Origin of the sequence: Emergencia sp. (assembly GCF_048465375.1) — a bacterium.
Lineage (GTDB): Bacteria > Bacillota > Clostridia > Peptostreptococcales > Anaerovoracaceae > Senimuribacter.
On sequence record NZ_DBFWLQ010000028.1, the window covers coordinates 1 to 15,551 of the forward strand.

At 47.0% G+C, this 15,551-nt stretch carries 11 protein-coding genes and 3 tRNA genes; all 14 read right to left on the reverse strand.

Going from position 1 to position 15,551, the window contains the following annotated elements; all coding sequences use genetic code 11:
• Positions 1 to 59: 59 nt before the first annotated feature.
• The 14 genes from ACMQ5W_RS19110 to ftsZ all read right to left on the reverse strand — a co-directional run bounded on the left by ACMQ5W_RS19110 (position 60) and on the right by ftsZ (position 15,509).
• Positions 60 to 135, reverse strand: a tRNA-Met gene (locus ACMQ5W_RS19110).
• Positions 136 to 154: 19 nt separating this feature from the next.
• A tRNA-Leu gene (locus tag ACMQ5W_RS19115) sits at positions 155 to 243 on the reverse strand.
• A gap of 22 nt (positions 244 to 265) precedes the next feature.
• Positions 266 to 340, reverse strand: a tRNA-Asn gene (locus tag ACMQ5W_RS19120).
• A gap of 315 nt (positions 341 to 655) precedes the next feature.
• Positions 656 to 1,663, reverse strand: a complete 1,008-nt coding sequence (locus ACMQ5W_RS19125; protein WP_148493121.1) for a tetratricopeptide repeat protein — start codon at positions 1,661 to 1,663, stop codon at positions 656 to 658.
• Entirely contained in the window at positions 1,663 to 3,159 is a 1,497-nt protein-coding gene (locus tag ACMQ5W_RS19130) for a DUF4080 domain-containing protein (protein WP_419026593.1), read from the reverse strand. The genes ACMQ5W_RS19125 and ACMQ5W_RS19130 overlap by 1 nt, the downstream gene beginning before the upstream one ends.
• Before the next feature lie 2 nt (positions 3,160 to 3,161).
• Positions 3,162 to 4,034, reverse strand: a complete 873-nt coding sequence (locus ACMQ5W_RS19135; RefSeq protein WP_419026594.1) for a radical SAM protein — start codon at positions 4,032 to 4,034, stop codon at positions 3,162 to 3,164.
• 531 nt (positions 4,035 to 4,565) lie between these two features.
• Positions 4,566 to 6,290 carry an arginine--tRNA ligase gene (gene argS / locus ACMQ5W_RS19140; RefSeq protein ID WP_419026595.1) on the reverse strand — a complete coding sequence of 575 codons (1,725 nt, stop codon included), beginning with the start codon at positions 6,288 to 6,290 and terminating at the stop codon, positions 4,566 to 4,568.
• Complete coding sequence (locus ACMQ5W_RS19145; RefSeq protein WP_419026596.1) at positions 6,277 to 6,723, reverse strand: DUF523 domain-containing protein; 447 nt, start codon at positions 6,721 to 6,723, stop codon at positions 6,277 to 6,279. The genes argS and ACMQ5W_RS19145 overlap by 14 nt, the downstream gene beginning before the upstream one ends.
• Before the next feature lie 5 nt (positions 6,724 to 6,728).
• Complete coding sequence (locus ACMQ5W_RS19150; RefSeq protein ID WP_419026598.1) at positions 6,729 to 9,107, reverse strand: endonuclease MutS2; 2,379 nt, start codon at positions 9,105 to 9,107, stop codon at positions 6,729 to 6,731.
• Between the two features lie 11 nt (positions 9,108 to 9,118).
• Positions 9,119 to 9,583, reverse strand: coding sequence for a cell division protein ZapA (locus ACMQ5W_RS19155; RefSeq protein WP_148493127.1), 465 nt, complete (start codon positions 9,581 to 9,583; stop codon positions 9,119 to 9,121).
• A 125-nt stretch (positions 9,584 to 9,708) separates the two neighbouring features.
• A complete protein-coding gene (gene pheT, locus ACMQ5W_RS19160; protein WP_419026599.1) occupies positions 9,709 to 12,156 on the reverse strand; it encodes a phenylalanine--tRNA ligase subunit beta in 2,448 nt (815 codons plus the stop codon).
• A gap of 24 nt (positions 12,157 to 12,180) precedes the next feature.
• On the reverse strand, positions 12,181 to 13,203 hold the full coding sequence (gene pheS, locus ACMQ5W_RS19165) for a phenylalanine--tRNA ligase subunit alpha (RefSeq protein WP_148493129.1): 1,023 nt from the start codon (positions 13,201 to 13,203) through the stop codon (positions 12,181 to 12,183).
• Between the two features lie 27 nt (positions 13,204 to 13,230).
• Positions 13,231 to 14,013 (reverse strand): TrmH family RNA methyltransferase, encoded by a 783-nt coding sequence (locus ACMQ5W_RS19170; RefSeq protein WP_148493130.1) that lies wholly within the window; start codon positions 14,011 to 14,013, stop codon positions 13,231 to 13,233.
• A 371-nt stretch (positions 14,014 to 14,384) separates the two neighbouring features.
• Complete coding sequence (gene ftsZ, locus ACMQ5W_RS19175) at positions 14,385 to 15,509, reverse strand: cell division protein FtsZ (protein WP_148493131.1); 1,125 nt, start codon at positions 15,507 to 15,509, stop codon at positions 14,385 to 14,387.
• Positions 15,510 to 15,551: the final 42 nt, after the last annotated feature.

Here is a 15,551-nt window from a genome sequence, read left to right on the forward strand (position 1 = left end):
CATCTCACAAATCCAACGCACGAAAAAAGCCGCTCTGACGAACGGCTTCTTCTTGCGTTTGGTTGCGGGGACAGGACTTGAACCTGCGACCTCCGGGTTATGAGCCCGACGAGCTACCAACTGCTCTACCCCGCGATATCATATGAAATTATAATGGTGCCGGAAACCGGGGTCGAACCGGTACGATCGGTAAGGATCGCAGGATTTTAAGTCCTGTGCGTCTGCCAATTCCGCCATTCCGGCGCACCAACATCAGAAAAAAAATTGGCTCCGAGGGTGGGGCTCGAACCCACAGCCTACCGGTTAACAGCCGGTTGCTCCACCATTGAGCTACCTCGGAACACTGATGCCGCCACTTCTGACGGCAGAAATAATTATACAATACAATAAATGAAATGTCAACATGTAATAAATGTATTTTTTAGCAGACACTTCAGGTGCTTCAGCCCAAACGCAACGCTGTTCTCCCCAAAATGCCAGAATCAATCGTTTTTTGCAAATTTAGGCAGATTTGACCAGATTCTGCAGAGTAATGCAGATTCAACGCAGAGCAAATAACGAATTTATGGCACTTTCGCAGAAATCTACTGCTGGAAAATCACCGCGGCAGCCGGAGATGGCCAAGCACTGCCAGCTAAAACTCCAAACTCAGCTTTTACGACAAGCCGTTCATTCTTTCAGCTTTATCCATTTCCGCATTATGTTTGACAATCTCTATTTTTTGCGAAAATTTGTCGACCTTTTCTTGGTCGCCCTGCGCCTCATAAATAGTCCTTAACTCCTCCATCGCTTCCACATTGCTAGGCGTAAGTTTCAAAACCTGCAGAAAGCAGCGTTCCGCCTCCGCAGGATCGGCTAAGGCTTTGTTAGCCGCCCCCAAGTAATACCACAGAGGCCACCAGGTGTTGAATCGTTCGTCATCCATATATTCCTGCAAGATACGCAGGCCTTCTTCGTAGCGTCCACTGAGGACGTGATTATAGCCTTCTTCAATTTTGACAGGCTCCTCCAGCTTGTCCAGCCAGCCGCGCACTTCTTCCTTTTGCTCCTGATGCTCAGAAAGCTTCATGAAACTTTCCCAAGTCAGCTTCGCTTTGACGTACAGGCCCAGATTCAGATACCCATATCCCAGGAAATAATAACCCATGTCGAAATCAGGTTCTTTTATGGTCAGTTTTTCAAAGGCCTCCAGGGACTCGGCTTTGTAGCGGCCCACATATTCCTCTCCTTCGCCGACCTCGTAGGAGTCCTTGCAGGCCCGGCCATAGCAATACAGTGCGTCAGCCGAATCGGGATCGATCAAAAGCGCTCCGCGGAAGCAGATGCAGGCGTAGTCAAAGTCGTTTTTGGCTGCCGCCTCCACGCCCTCGTTGATCAGAGGCTTTGCGAACTCCCTGGTAAAGGTTCTGAGAATATAGGCGATGTAGTTATCTCTGTATTTGAAATTCACATCACAACCGATGATAAAGGCCATATTCTGAGCGATGACCAAAGTAGAAAGGTTCGCCATGGAGGTCTTGCGAATAGGCACCGGTACGCCGGTGAGAATGTCCGCAATTCCTGCCTTTTCCAAATAGCTGTCCGATAACTCGTCAAAGACGAATTCCTCTACGTGAGGTATCAGGTACTCGCCGATTCTGTCTTGTATTTCTTTGTTTTCCATTATATCTCCCATCCTTTTTTGTGGAATTTTTTCACTGCATCAAAATTCATGGTCCGCGAAAGATCTTCTGTCAGAAAAATTTCCGCACCTTCCCCCAAATCTTTGCTCTCCGCAAATTTTAACAAGATCCGGTAAAGATCTTCTTTCTTATGGGATCTGTGCTGATAACCTTTGGAGAAGAAAAAGTCTGCCAGCTGTTCGTAAAAATAAAAAGGATCACCGCCCAAAGATTTCAACAGATACTTTAATCCCATTTCAAAACCGCCTTTATTGGCGTAGAGATCCAGCACCGTCTCCACCATCTTCAGCTTGACCAACTCCACAGCAGAAAGACTCTGATTTGAAACCACTTCATAAGGGGCGATTTCTCGATAAACGTAACCGTATTTTGAAGCTGTCTCTCGAATCTTTGTCCCTTTCAGCAGCTTCAGAAAGCCTAACTGCAAATTATCCGCACCTAGTTCATAGACTTTGTTAAAAGATCTGGCAAAAGACTTGTAGTCCTCAAAGGGGAGACCGGCGATCAAATCTACGTGGATGTGAATATTCCCCAAAGCCAGTAATTTCTCTGTATTATGTAAAATCGGAAAAATGCTCTCTTTCCTGTCTACTGCTGCGAGAGCGTCAGGATTGGCGCTTTGAATACCGATTTCAAATTGAAATAACCCCTGCCGCGCTTTTGACAAGAGATCGAAAAGCCTGTCGTTAAGCAGTTCTCCGCAGATTTCAAAATGAAAATTCGTTACTCCGTTGTCATTTTCTATCAGATAACGCCAGATTTCATAGGCTCTGTCCTGATCATAATTGAAGGTCCTGTCGATAAACTTGACCTGTTTGACCTTCTTATACAGAAAATAACCCAAGTCCCGTCGTGCCCGTTCAAGAGACAAGGGCCTGATTGTCTTCTCCAGTGACGACAGACAGTAACTGCAGCGGTACGGACAGCCCCTCGACGACTCATAATATACCACCTTATCAGGCTCCAAGGGCAATCTCTCATAGGGAAAGGGAATGGTATCCATATCCAGCAGTGGTCCGTCTTTCGTCTGCAAAATCCTTCCATTCTCTCGATAGGTCAGGCTGCTGACTTTGGAAAAGTCGTTTTCATTCAGCACCAGTTCTTTACAAAATTGGAAGAAGGGGTACTCCCCTTCTCCACGAATGATATAGTCCGCCCAGCTGTTCTCTTCCATGAAAAGTGTCGTCTCGTAGCTGACCTCAGGTCCGCCAAGCAGGATTTTCATCTGCGGGCAGGCTTTCTTGATGTCAGCAGCCAGCGCTCTGATCTTCTCAATATTCCAGATATAGCAGGAGAAGCAGACGTAGTCATAGCCTCCCCTGACAATCTCTGTATAGATGTAGTTCATGTCGTTATTGATGGTGAACTCCCAAAGCTCTATGTCCAAGTCTGAACCTTCAGCCACACTGTAGAGATATTTCAGTGCCAAATTGGAGTGCACATATTTAGAATTTAAGGTGGTCAGTAAAATCCTCATAATTATAACATCCTGAATCTTTCGTCCTTTAATAAGCCTCGATCTTCCATGGCTCGCTGCAGCTGCGCCATCATTCTCGGTTTGTCAGATGGCAGGTTGCCACGCAGAGAAACATAGTTCGAGGCGTGATTGCTTCTGAACACGCAAGTCTCTGTCGGATTTGCATGTTTAAGCATGAGATAGGTCTCTGCAACCACTTCTTCGCCAGATAGCAGCGTCAATTGGCCAGCGTCAATCTGCTTCGTAATCGGTGCGCGGGGATCCAGCATCAAAGTCAGCAGCCCCACGTAGGAGGCGTTCATCTCACTGATCATCTTTCCTGTTTCGATAGCGTGTTCTTCCCATCCCGCCTTGCCTGCAAGGCCGGAAATAAAGGTAACGGACGCTTTGATGCCAGAGGCTTCGATCTTGTGTACCGCTTCGATCATCTGCTCACGTGTGACACCTTTGCAGATAGCATCCAGCACCTTCTGACTGCCCGACTCTGCACCCAGGTAAATCATGCCGATGCCTGCATTCCGCAGCTGCGCCAGTTCCTCCGGCGTCTTTCTCAGAACGTCTTTTGCCGATCCGTAGACGCCGACTCGTTTGCACTCAGGAAACAATTCCCTGATTTTGTCTAATATCACCATCAGCTTGTGATTGGCAAGACAGAGAGCGTCACCATCACACAAGAAGATTTTCTCCACCCTGCGATAGGTCTTCCTCGCTGTTTCCAGATCCTCTAGAACTTCACTCACTTCTCTCACTCTGAACTTTTTGTCCTTGAACATACTGCAAAAAGTGCATTTGTTGTGAGAGCAGCCGATGGTCACCTGAATCAACAAGCTGTAGGCCTCACTGGGAGGCCTGTAAATATCACCTTCATATCTCATAAATCAGAATATCCTTTCATTCTCTCGCTAACCGCCATCTACGATAGTTTTATGCTTTTTGGTACCTTTTTGATTATTTGACATAATAAAACCAGTTTGACAGCACCGATATGGTTTCAAATGGCAGCACCAGTTATTTTTCTTCAATTTATCCGTTAACTTCCGCTGGAAATCCGCCCCAAAAGTAACCATCTTCCATAATATTACATATTTCCCAGTCAGATTGCCTAGAAATCCTCAAAATCAAAGCTCTCCTGTCCGGTCAGTTATGTCAAACTACACTAAATCCATCAAAAACATAACATCACCGTGACGCATACCCCACTCCCCTAACAGACGAGGGCAGGGATTTTCGCCAATGATTTCGCAGAAAACAGATGCAGCCGTAAAATGCGTTTTCCGTGCGTTCTCTGGCTGAGCCGGTTCTCTGAGCCGTCAGGCGAGTTCCGGCGATGCCTTGAGAAGGCGAAAACGCATTTCTATGAAGGCGGCTGTTTCCTGCGTGAAAGGGGTGAAATTCCCCTGCCTGCGCTACATTCTTTCCGGTGCTTTCATGCCCAGCAATGCCAGACCATTCTTGATGGCATCTTTTGCCGCGATAACCAGGGCAACTTTGGCGATCTTCTCCTCTTCATTATCTGTCAAAATGTGCTCATCGTGGTAGAATCTATTGAAACCCTGTGCCATGTCTACAATATGTCTGGTCACAATGGATGGTTCGTATTTGTCACCGGCATCTACGATAACCGCCGGGAACTTATATAATAATTTGGCTAACTCGTATGCACTTTCACTGCACAGATATTTACAGTCCACACCGTCAAGCGCAGCTGCTTTCTTTACGATTGTCTCGCCTGCCTTACGCAGTACGGAAGCGCACCTCGCATGGGTATACTGCACATATGGGCCGGTCTCTCCGTCAAAGTTGAGCACCTTATCCCACTTGAAGACGTAATCTTTGATTCGGTTGTTGGACAACTCCTGGAAGATAACGGCACCGATACCCACCGCTTTGGCAATATCGTCTACATCTTCTTCTGATGCATCGGCGTTCTTCTCTTTGATGATTTCTCTCGTCTTATCTACTGCTTTATTGAGCACGTCTTCCAGGAAGACCACTCTGCCCTCTCTGGTGGACATGGTGCCGTCCTCCAGGCTGACAAGACCGAATGGGATGTGCACACAGTCTCTTGCCCATTCGTAGCCCAAAAGCTCTACAATCTGAATCCACTGCTGGAAGTGCAGGTTCTGCTGGGAAGCGACTACGTAGATGTTCTTGTAGAAATCGTAAGTTTCTTTTCTGTAAACGGCAGCCGCAATGTCTCTTGTGATATAGAGTGTGGAACCGTCTGATTTTGTAACTAGTGCAGCGCCCAGGCCATAAGGCTCCAGGTCGACAATCTGCGCGCCCTGAGACTCTTCCAGCAGCCCTTTGTCCTTCAGTTCTTGTACGAATCTAGGCATCTTGTCGGAGTAAAAGCTTTCGCCGGCGTAGGAATCAAAGGAGATGCCCAGCATGTCGTAAACTCTGGTGAATTCTTTCAGAGACTCGTCTCTGAACCACTGCCAGAGTTCCACTTCTTCCTTTTCGCCGTGCTCTAATCTCGTAAAAATTTCTCTCGCTTCGTCGTCCAGTTCCGGATGTGTTTCTACTTCGACATGGAACTTGGTATAATAGCTGAGCAGAGTTTTAATCGGCTCCTTGATGACGTCTTCCTTGTTCCCCCAATGTCTGTAAGCGCAGATCATCTTGCCGAACTGGGTGCCATAGTCGCCCAGGTGGTTGATTCTCACAACGTCATACCCCAGCGCATCGTAAATCTTATAGATGGAGTTTCCGATGACCGTACTTCTGATATGTCCGATATGGAACGGCTTTGCGATGTTAGGGGAGGAATACTCGACGATCACTTTTTTACCAGCGCCGATATCCGTTTTGCCGAAATCATCGCCCTTGGCCAGAACTTCTGTCAAAGTGTCCTTCACAAACTCCTCTTTAGAGATGAACATGTTAACATAAGCGTTGACCTGTTCCACCTTTTCGAACAGCGGCGCATCCGCGATTGACTCTGCAATGCCCTTGGCGATAAGAGGCGGCGCCTTACGAAGCACCTTTGCCAGTTTGAAACATGGGAACGCGTAGTCTCCCATCTTTGCATCCTGTGGAACTTCGATCATGTCCTGAATCTCCGAAAGCTCGAGGCCTTCTACCTTCTGCGCAATTAGTTTTGCGATTTCATCTTTAAAATTTACCATTGTTTATCTCCTTCTCTGAAATTACTTTGATTCCCCGCTCCTTGAGCTTTGTCGTAAGACAACCGTCTCCCTGAACCAGCCTGCCGGAAAAAGTTCCGTCATAAATCTGGCCGCTGCCGCAAGACGGGCTGTTTGCCTTGAGAATCGCTCCCTCTATATCTTCGCCCCGTTTGTCGGCCTCACGAAAAGCCCGCTCTAAAGATAGAGCCGCCCCCCGCTCAAAGGCTTCAGTCACGTCCACGCCTTCCTTATCCAAGATCCGTCCGCCCACATACTCAGCCGGCGGCCTAGGCGTCGGCAGTCCGCTGACGCCTTCCGGACAGACGATGCAGTATTGGTGTGACTTGCAAAAGTCGACTACTTCCTGATTAAAATTGTTGCCTCCGTTATACTTGCAGTTGTGTCCCAGGAGGCATCCGCTGATTAAATACATATAGATTACTCCGTTTTCATCTTCACGATGGTGACACCGTCACCGCCTTCATTATAATTGCCTTTTCTAAATGATGCAACGTGCTTATGCCTCTTGCACATGTCTCTGATACCGGATTTAAGAATACCTTCTCCCCGTCCGTGTATGACAGTGACTTCCTTGAGACCCGCTACGTAAGCATCGTCCAGATATTTATCCACATCCATCACCGCATCGTCCAGACTTTCGCCCTGTACGTTGATGGAAATAGAAACGTTTTGTGCCTTCACTTTATAAAGCTGACCATATTTTGCAGACTTCTGCGTCTTCTTTTTGCCAGTACCGTCATTGATCAGCATCAAGTCGTCCAGGCTCAGGTTGGCCTTCATGATGCCTACCTTGACCAGCAGATTTCCTTTGTCGTCAGGCAGAGAGAGAATTTCCCCGTTCTGATCGAGGGAGAGAACCTTGACCCGATCCCCTACCTTGATTTCCGAAGCCTGCACCGGGTTGTTGTTGACCTGTCTGATCAGCCTTTCCGCGTATTTGCCCTCTGTTTCTTTCAGCTTCCGTCTGCTCTTATCAAAGCGCTTATTCCGTTCGCCCATACTCTCCAATTTGGACAGTTCCTTCAGTTCTTTCTGCACCTCACTGGCCGTTTCTCTGGCATCTCTGAGTATTTCCCGCGCCTCTTCTCTCGCTTCAGCGATGATTTTTTCTTTTTTCTTTGCAAGGTCAGCCAGTCTTCGATCAACCTCTTCCTGCTTTTTCTTCATAGCCAGGTTAATTGTGATGGCTTCATCTCGCTCTTCTTCCGCCTTCTTTTTATCTTGTTCGATGGCGCTGATGATATCCTCAAACTCGATATCACCCCGCTCGATGAGCTGCCCGGCTCTGTCGATCAAAGTCTCTGACAGCCCCAGCTTCTTGGATATCTCAAAAGCGTTGGATTTGCCGGGAATGCCGATGGAAAGACGATAGGTGGGGCTCAAAGTCTCCACGTTAAACTCCATAGAGGCGTTTTCAACCCCATCTGTGGACAAAGCGTATTTCTTGATTTCATTGTAGTGGGTGGTAGCCGCCGTCATGGCTCCCCTCTTATACAGCGCTTCTAATATAGCGATGGCGAGAGCAGCGCCCTCCGTCGGGTCCGTACCTGCCCCTAACTCATCGAGGAGCACAAGGGAATTTCCGTCAGCTTCCTCTACAATTCTAACGATGTTTTTCATATGAGAGGAGAAGGTTGACAGGCTCTGTTCGATGCTCTGTTCGTCTCCAATGTCAGCAAAGACATCGTCAAAGATTGGAATCTGACTCTGACTCGATGCCGGAATGTGCAGGCCGCTCTGCGCCATGAGAGCCAGAAGTCCTATGGTCTTGAGGGTTACCGTCTTGCCGCCTGTATTGGGGCCAGTAACCACCAGGGTGCGGTATTCCCTGCCGATAGACACATTGATAGGCACTGCTTTTTTTTCGTCTATCAAAGGGTGGCGTCCTTCCTTGATATGGAGGAAGCCTTCCTCATTGATATGCGGTGCCGCCCCTTTCATCTTACAGGAAAATTTTCCCTTTGCCATGATAACATCCAGCTGAATGAGAATTTCCTGGTTATTTTTGATGTCGTGGAAATGCTCCGCTACCCCGGCTGACAACTCCGTCAGAATTCTGGCAATTTCCGCCTCTTCGGCCATCTCCAGTTCTCTCAGTTCGTTGTTCAGGTTTACGATCACCTGGGGTTCCACGAAGAGCGTCGCCCCAGCTTTAGACTGATCGTGGACGATGCCCGGAAATCTAGCCCGGTGTTCCTGCTTGACGGGGATGACATATCTGCCGTCTCTCATAGTCACGATGGAATCCTGCAGATACGTTCTGTTATCAGATGAATTCAAGATGTGATTCAACTTGTTTTTGATAGCTTCGTTCTGTCTGCCGATATTGCGCCTGATGCTGCGCAGTTCCGAAGAAGCGTTGTCACTCATCTCATCCTCTGAGAGGATGCACCTGTCGATGTTTTCTGCCAGCCGCGGCATGGTCACGATCAATTCTGTCATAGAGTTGATCAGAGGCAGTGGTGGAAGGTCGCTTTTCATAAAACTGACAATCCGTTCTGCAATGCGCAAGTTATAGTGAACCTGCAGCAGCTGCTTCATCGACAAAGTGCCGCCTTTCCTTGCAAATCCCAGGCTTTGGCCGATATCGTAGATACCGCCTATCGGCAGTGCCCCTTTACGCACAATAAGGTCAACCGCTTCAGTGGTTGACCTTAGTTCTTCTGAAATTACATGCACGTCAGTGTAGGGCATCAGTTCGGAAACGATTTTTTTTGACATTTCCGAACTTGCCTCTTCTTTCAGAAGTTCAATAATTTTTTTATACTCTAACACATCTAGTGCTTTTTTGTTCATTATGATTTCCTCTATCCATTGTTTTTCAGTTTTTCTAACTCACTTTTCAACTGGATATTTTCCATCTGTAGATCAAAAAAGGAATTTTCATATTCGCTGCACTTCGCCTGCAGTTCTTTGAATCTCTCATCATTTTCTTTTTTCTGATTTTTGATTTCGGACATGTTATCCTTATACTGCATGAAGTTCTGTTTCGCATCTTCCCACATCTTCAAGTAGTACTTGGAATCATTTTCGAGCTGCGTTTTAGAGATTTTCAGCTGTTCAATCTGGTTCAGAGCGTCAAAATATTCCTCTGCAACATTGATGGCAGACAATATAGCGATACTGCCCTGGCCGGAATCTCCGGCAACTCTGCTGATCAGTCGCATCTTGTTGTCCACATATTCTGCTATTTTTTCAATCTCTTCCGCAGGCTTATCGCCAGCAATCGTGTATTCCTGTCCAAAAATCTTTACAGTTACTTTGCTCTCCATACCATTTCTCCTAACGGAGCTTCCCCAATTTGCGATGCAAATTGCCGGGAGCTCCTTATGCTTTTAATCCCCCAGAGAACAAGCCATAGGGCACAGTTCGATCGGATGGATTAAGTCGTATCGTCCTAGTTATCTCTAATCACTGCACCGAACTTTTCTTTCAGAAGACCGACAACCTTGCTGTGAATCTGATCAACTTCTTCGTCGGTCAGAGTCTTGTCATCGTGTCTGTAAGTCAAGCTGAAGGCAACACTCTTTTTGCCATCTTCAACTTGTTCGCCTCTGTAAACGTCGAACAGTTTGACTCCTCTGAGAATTTCAGTACCCGCTTCTTTAATTGCCTTTTCCATATCTCCCACCTGCAGTTCTTCGCCAACAATCATGGCCACGTCTCTGGATGTGGAAGGGTATTTCGGCGGCTGATGATACTGAATTTCCTTGTCGGATAACTCGACAATCAGATCGAAGAACAGTTCGCAAATATAACTGCGTATTCCAATTCCATAATTCTCTGCTACATCAGGGTGTACCTCACCCATGATACCCAGTTCAACGGTTTCACCGTTTTTATCTTTTGTAAGAATTCTTGCACATCTGCCAGGATGATATACCTTGTAATCGGACTCTGCTGTAAATTCCAGATCTTCGATTCCAAGTCTCTCGAGCAGAGTTATAATCATGCCCTTCAGTGTGAAGAAATCTTCTTCTTTGCCATAGAGGCCTATGGTCAAATTATAGGATTCCACTGGCAATGCCTGCGCATCCACCAGGTTTTTCATGTATGTCAATCCGATTTCGTATGCTCTTACGCTCTCCTGATTTCTCGCATAGTTTCTGCCCAGGACTTCTAACATTCCCGGCGTCAGAATGGTTCTCATCGCAGAGGTTTCTTCGCCCATCGGGTTGATGATATCAACAAAATTTCTCTCCCAAGAGTCTTCTTCGATTCCAATGCCGTCCAAGATCTTGTTGTTTGAGAAGGAGTAAGTTTGGATTTCGTTGGCACCCATGCCGCAGAGCAGGCTTCTGGTCATATCTCGCAGTTCCCAGCTCTTGCTTACGGTTCCAACGGTATCCGCGCTAGGTAAAGTCATCGGCAGGTTGTCATAGCCATATAATCTGGCGATTTCTTCCACACAGTCGATTTCTTCCTTCATGTCCTGGCGCACCGTCGGCGGTGTTACCAGCAGGCAATCGTCTTCTGCTTCTACTTTCATATCCAGTCTTTCCAGATAGCCGACCATCTCGTCTCTGCCGATTTCAGTACCGAGAATCTTGTTGACTCTGCTCACTCTGCATTTGATCGTCGGGGCGGTCTCTGGATTATGATAGACGTCAACGCTGCCGTTTAAGACCTTGCCACAGCCCAGCATCTCTACCAGTTTGCAGACTCTGTCTGCAGCGGCTTCGCAAAGGTTCGGGTCCAGCCCTCTTTCATATCTGGCGGCAGCTTCAGTCTTCAGACCTAATTTCTTAATAGAGCGGTGAACACAGGTCTTGTCAAAGCATGCGGATTCCACAACGACGGTGTTGGTATCATCGACGATTTCTGAATCCAAACCACCCATGATGCCTGCAATACCGATCGGTTTTTCGGCATCGTTGATCATCAGTGTATCTGCGTAAACATCTCTTTCCTGGCCGTCCAGAGTGACAAACTTATCTCCGTCTTCCGCCATATCTACGACGATGTGGCTGCCAGCGATGCTCCTGATATCGAAAGCATGCAGCGGCTGACCGTATTCCATCATGACAAAGTTAGTAATATCTACCATATTGTTGATCGGTCTCATACCTGCAGCCATCAATCGTTTCTGCAGCCACCAAGGAGACTGTTCAATCTTCACGTCTTTGATAATTCTGGCTGTATAGCGTTTGCAGTTGTCATTTTTGACCTCTACACTGATATAGTCTGACGCATTTTCGTCGGTTTTTTCACATTCTGTATCAGGATAAGTCATCTTTTCTTCAAATACTGCGGCAGCTTCTTTTGCCATACCCATCATGCAGAGACAGTCCGGGCGGTTAGGCGTGATGCAGAAGTCCACCACATAATCGTGGAGCCCCAGCGCCTCTGTGAAGTCTTTGCCCAGATCTTCATCCCAGTTGCCTGGCAGCATCCAGATACCGTCTTTGGAAACGTAAGGTGCGATCTTGTCGTCATACCCCAGTTCCTGCGGTCCGCAGAGCATGCCGTTAGAGACAACACCGCGCAGTTCGCCTTTGGTAATCTCCACGCCGCCTTCTACCTTCGGCTGTCCGTGAAGCGGTCCTGGAATATGGCTGTTGTGCTTAGCTACAGGCACATAACCGCCTTCGTAAATATTTGTTGCCCCGGTGACAATCTGCAGAGGTTCTTCTTCGCCTACATTGATCTGGCATACCACCAGCTTATTTGCATCGGGATGTTGTTCTATTTTATCGATTCTGCCTACTACGACGCCGCTGATACCAGTACCGATTTCATCGCAGGTCTCCATGTCGGAGCCGCTCATAATCATACGGTCACAGAATTCGTCGATAGGCACATTGACGTCTGTGTAATCTTTTAACCATTGTAATGATACTAACATTTATTTTTCTCCTATATATCTAGACTATTTGAATTGTTCGATGAATCTCATATCGTTTTCGTAGAGGAAACGAATATCGTCGATACCGTATTTCAGCATAGCGATTCTTTCTACGCCCATACCTACTGCAAAACCAGTATATTTTTCGATATCGATACCACCTGCTTGATGTACGTGCGGATGGGTCATGCCGCAGCCAAGGATTTCAATCCAACCGCTTCCCTTGCAGACCGGACAGCCTTTGCCGCCGCATTTGAAACAGGAAACGTCCATTTCGGCGCTCGGTTCAGTGAACGGGAAATGACTCGGGCGGAACTTGGTTCTCGTTTCCGGTCCGAAAAGTCTCTTTGCCATGTGATCCAAAGAACCCTTCAGATCTCCCATAGTGATATCTTCGCCTATGACCATCATCTCAATCTGGTGGAAAGTCGGAGAATGGGTCGCATCCGGCGTATCTACTCTGTAGCATCTGCCCGGAATCAGCACCTTGTATGGCAGAGGCAGTTCCAGTTCTGCTCTGATCTCCGCCGATGAGGTATGTGGTCTCAGTACCATGTCCTCGTTAATGTAAAAAGTATCTGTCATATCTCTGGCCGGATGGTTTTCCGGAGAGTTCAATGCATCAAAAGTGTTGTAGACTGTGTCTACGTCTGGTCCTTCGTAAACCGCATAACCCATAGATTTGAAAATTTCTACAACTTCGTCAATCGTCTGTGTAATCGGGTGTTTTACACCATAGGCGATTTCTTTCCCTGGCTCTGTAACGTCGATTTTCTCTGCCTTGAATTTCGCTTCCTTTGCTTTCGCTTTTACCTCAGCAGCCTTTTCGGCGAGCAGCTGTTCAAACTCCGCCTTAACCTTATTTGCTGCCATTCCCAGCGCTTTCTTTTCTTCCGGCGGCAGTTTTCCCATGGAGCGAAGGATTTCTGTCAGCTGTCCCTTCTTACCGAGGACTTTGACTCTGATTTCTTCTGTGTCAGCCAGTGAAGCCGCTTTGTTTAACTGTTCTTTGGCTTCTTCCAGCATCTTGCTTAATTTCTCTTGCATTTTATTGTAACCTCACTTAAATGTTGTTTATTGATCGTTTCTATACCTCTGCGCCTCGTACATCAAAATACCTGCGGCTACAGAAGCGTTCAGGGATTCCAGGCGGCCTGCCATAGGAATCCTGATTTTAACGTCTGCCATTTCCAGTAATTCCTCTGATACACCGTTGCCCTCGTTGCCGATGACTAAAGCGATCCCTCTGGAAAGATCTGCGTCAAAATAGTTGTTGTCGCCCATAAGGCTTGTGACGACCAGCTTTTTTTCCAAGTCGCCTGCAAGCACTTTTAATTCCCTATTATCCTCGACATGAATAATAGGGATCCTAAAGACTGATCCGGCCGCTGCCCTGATGGTCTTCGGCGAGAAGATATCAGCAGTGCCTTTGAGGGCAAAGACAGCGGCATATCCAGCACCTTCGGCCGTTCTGATGATCGTGCCGATGTTGCCCGGATCCTGCAGCCGGTCTAAGACGACCACGTTGCCGTCTCCCTTGCATCTCTCTGCCAGCTCTTCAAATTCGTACATCCTTTTATGGACTACAGCGATGATACCCTGACTGGTCTCCGTCTGGGCAATGCGTTCAAAGAGACTGTGCTTCACGCGATAGATGTCTCCCTCAAAAGAAATCCGAGAAGCCTTTTCCTCATCGAAAAGCAAATAGTCGATGGGGGCACCCTGACTGATCGCCTCCTCGACTAGATTATGTCCTTCGATCAAGTAGCGGCTTTCTTTGTCTCTGTACTTCTTTAAAGAGAGTCTCTGACATTCTTTCAATATTCGGTTGTCTTTTGAATTGATTTCTTTAATCATAAAACTTCCAACATCTTTATCTATTTTTCCAGGTGATCTCCGTCAGATCGACGAAGCCAAATGTTTTTTAACTAAAATCGTCCTACTCGTTGCCTTTGAGTATAAAAAAGATGGGGATATTAGCTTTTTCTCGCTTAAAAGAGCCTTTTGACTGTACTTTTCGGTAATATTTTCCATTATCAGACATTTTATTATACTCAAATCTGCTAAATCGGCTCCAAAAAGTTAAAACTGTAAAGTGACAAACTCCTGATGGCTGTAGAGGGGATACTCCCCTCTGCACACCTCTCTTTTTCGTGGTTTTGGGGCGTTGCCCCGAAACCACGAAAAAGCCGGTCGCAATTCTACCGGCTTTTAAACTAAGCTAAACTCTATTTGTTATTCAAAAATGATGGGATGCCAAACCTGGAATCCGAATCCTTTTCGTCCTTGGTTTCGTCAAAAATTTCTCCAAGTGTTACACTTCTGCCTCGTAATCCATCTTCTGTCACAACCTCTTGGGATTTTTTGTCGAAATTGCCATAACTGTTCTCAGGTGCTAAACCTGCTTCAAAGCCTGTTGCTATTACGGTAATTGCTACTTCATCATTCATATTTTCGCTGACAGCCGCACCGAAAATCAGGATGGCTTCTCTATCCGCCTGTTCTTCAACCAAACTTGCAATTTCGTTCACTTCTAACATACCCAGGTCATAGCCGCCGGATACGTAAAGCAAGATCGCTTTTGCGCCTCCGATGGTCGTCTCGAGAAGCGGACTTTCGATGGCAGATTTCACTGCATCTTTCGCTCTGTTCTCTCCACTTCCATGGCCTGTACCCATATGTGCGATGCCTCTGTCCGTCATGACTGACTTGACATCGGCGAAGTCCACGTTGATCAACGCAAAATCGGAGATCAAGTCGGAAATGCCCTGGACACCCTGCCGCAGTACGTCATCAGCCATAGTAAAGGCATCCAGCATCGAAGTGTTCTTCTCACAATTCTGCAGTAGTTTGTCGTTTGGTACTACTACCAGTGAATCTACATATTTTTTTAAAAAGCTCAGACCAAGCTCCGCCTGATCTTTTCTCTTCTTGCCTTCAAACGAAAACGGCTTCGTCACTACACCTACTGTAAGGATTCCAAGGTCCTTGGACGCCTTAGCAATAATCGGTGCAGCACCTGTGCCTGTACCGCCTCCCATTCCTGCGGTTATAAAGACCATATCTGATCCTTCTAATAAATCTGTTATCTCATCAAGCGTTTCCTCAGCAGATCTCTGTCCAACTTCTGGATTGCCGCCTGCGCCTAGTCCTCTTGTCAGTTTCTCACCAATCTGAACTTTCGTCTCTGCCTTACATCTATTCAGAGCTTGTTTATCTGTATTGACCGCGATAAACTGCACTCCCTTTAAATCAGCCTCCATCATTCTGTTGACTGCGTTACAGCCGCCGCCGCCAACGCCGATGACTTTGATGACTGCTGAATTATCTTGGCCTGTCTCAAATTGCAGCATTATAAATAGCCTCCTTGCATCCCATAATATAATCTATTCTAT

Excerpts from the sequence above, each read along its gene's own strand:
- ACMQ5W_RS19170 (WP_148493130.1), bottom strand. The coding sequence starts at position 14,013 with ATGATTAAAGAAATCAATTCAAAAGACAACCGAATATTGAAAGAATGT.
- ACMQ5W_RS19145 (WP_419026596.1), bottom strand. The coding sequence starts at position 6,723 with ATGTATTTAATCAGCGGATGCCTCCTGGGACACAACTGCAAGTATAAC.
- ftsZ (WP_148493131.1), bottom strand. The coding sequence starts at position 15,509 with ATGCTGCAATTTGAGACAGGCCAAGATAATTCAGCAGTCATCAAAGTC.
- ACMQ5W_RS19155 (WP_148493127.1), bottom strand. The coding sequence starts at position 9,583 with ATGGAGAGCAAAGTAACTGTAAAGATTTTTGGACAGGAATACACGATT.
- ACMQ5W_RS19125 (WP_148493121.1), bottom strand. The coding sequence starts at position 1,663 with ATGGAAAACAAAGAAATACAAGACAGAATCGGCGAGTACCTGATACCT.
- ACMQ5W_RS19135 (WP_419026594.1), bottom strand. The coding sequence starts at position 4,034 with ATGAGATATGAAGGTGATATTTACAGGCCTCCCAGTGAGGCCTACAGC.
- argS (WP_419026595.1), bottom strand. The coding sequence starts at position 6,290 with ATGGTAAATTTTAAAGATGAAATCGCAAAACTAATTGCGCAGAAGGTA.
- pheT (WP_419026599.1), bottom strand. The coding sequence starts at position 12,156 with ATGTTAGTATCATTACAATGGTTAAAAGATTACACAGACGTCAATGTG.
- pheS (WP_148493129.1), bottom strand. The coding sequence starts at position 13,203 with ATGCAAGAGAAATTAAGCAAGATGCTGGAAGAAGCCAAAGAACAGTTA.
- ACMQ5W_RS19130 (WP_419026593.1), bottom strand. The coding sequence starts at position 3,159 with ATGAGGATTTTACTGACCACCTTAAATTCTAAATATGTGCACTCCAAT.
- ACMQ5W_RS19150 (WP_419026598.1), bottom strand. The coding sequence starts at position 9,107 with ATGAACAAAAAAGCACTAGATGTGTTAGAGTATAAAAAAATTATTGAA.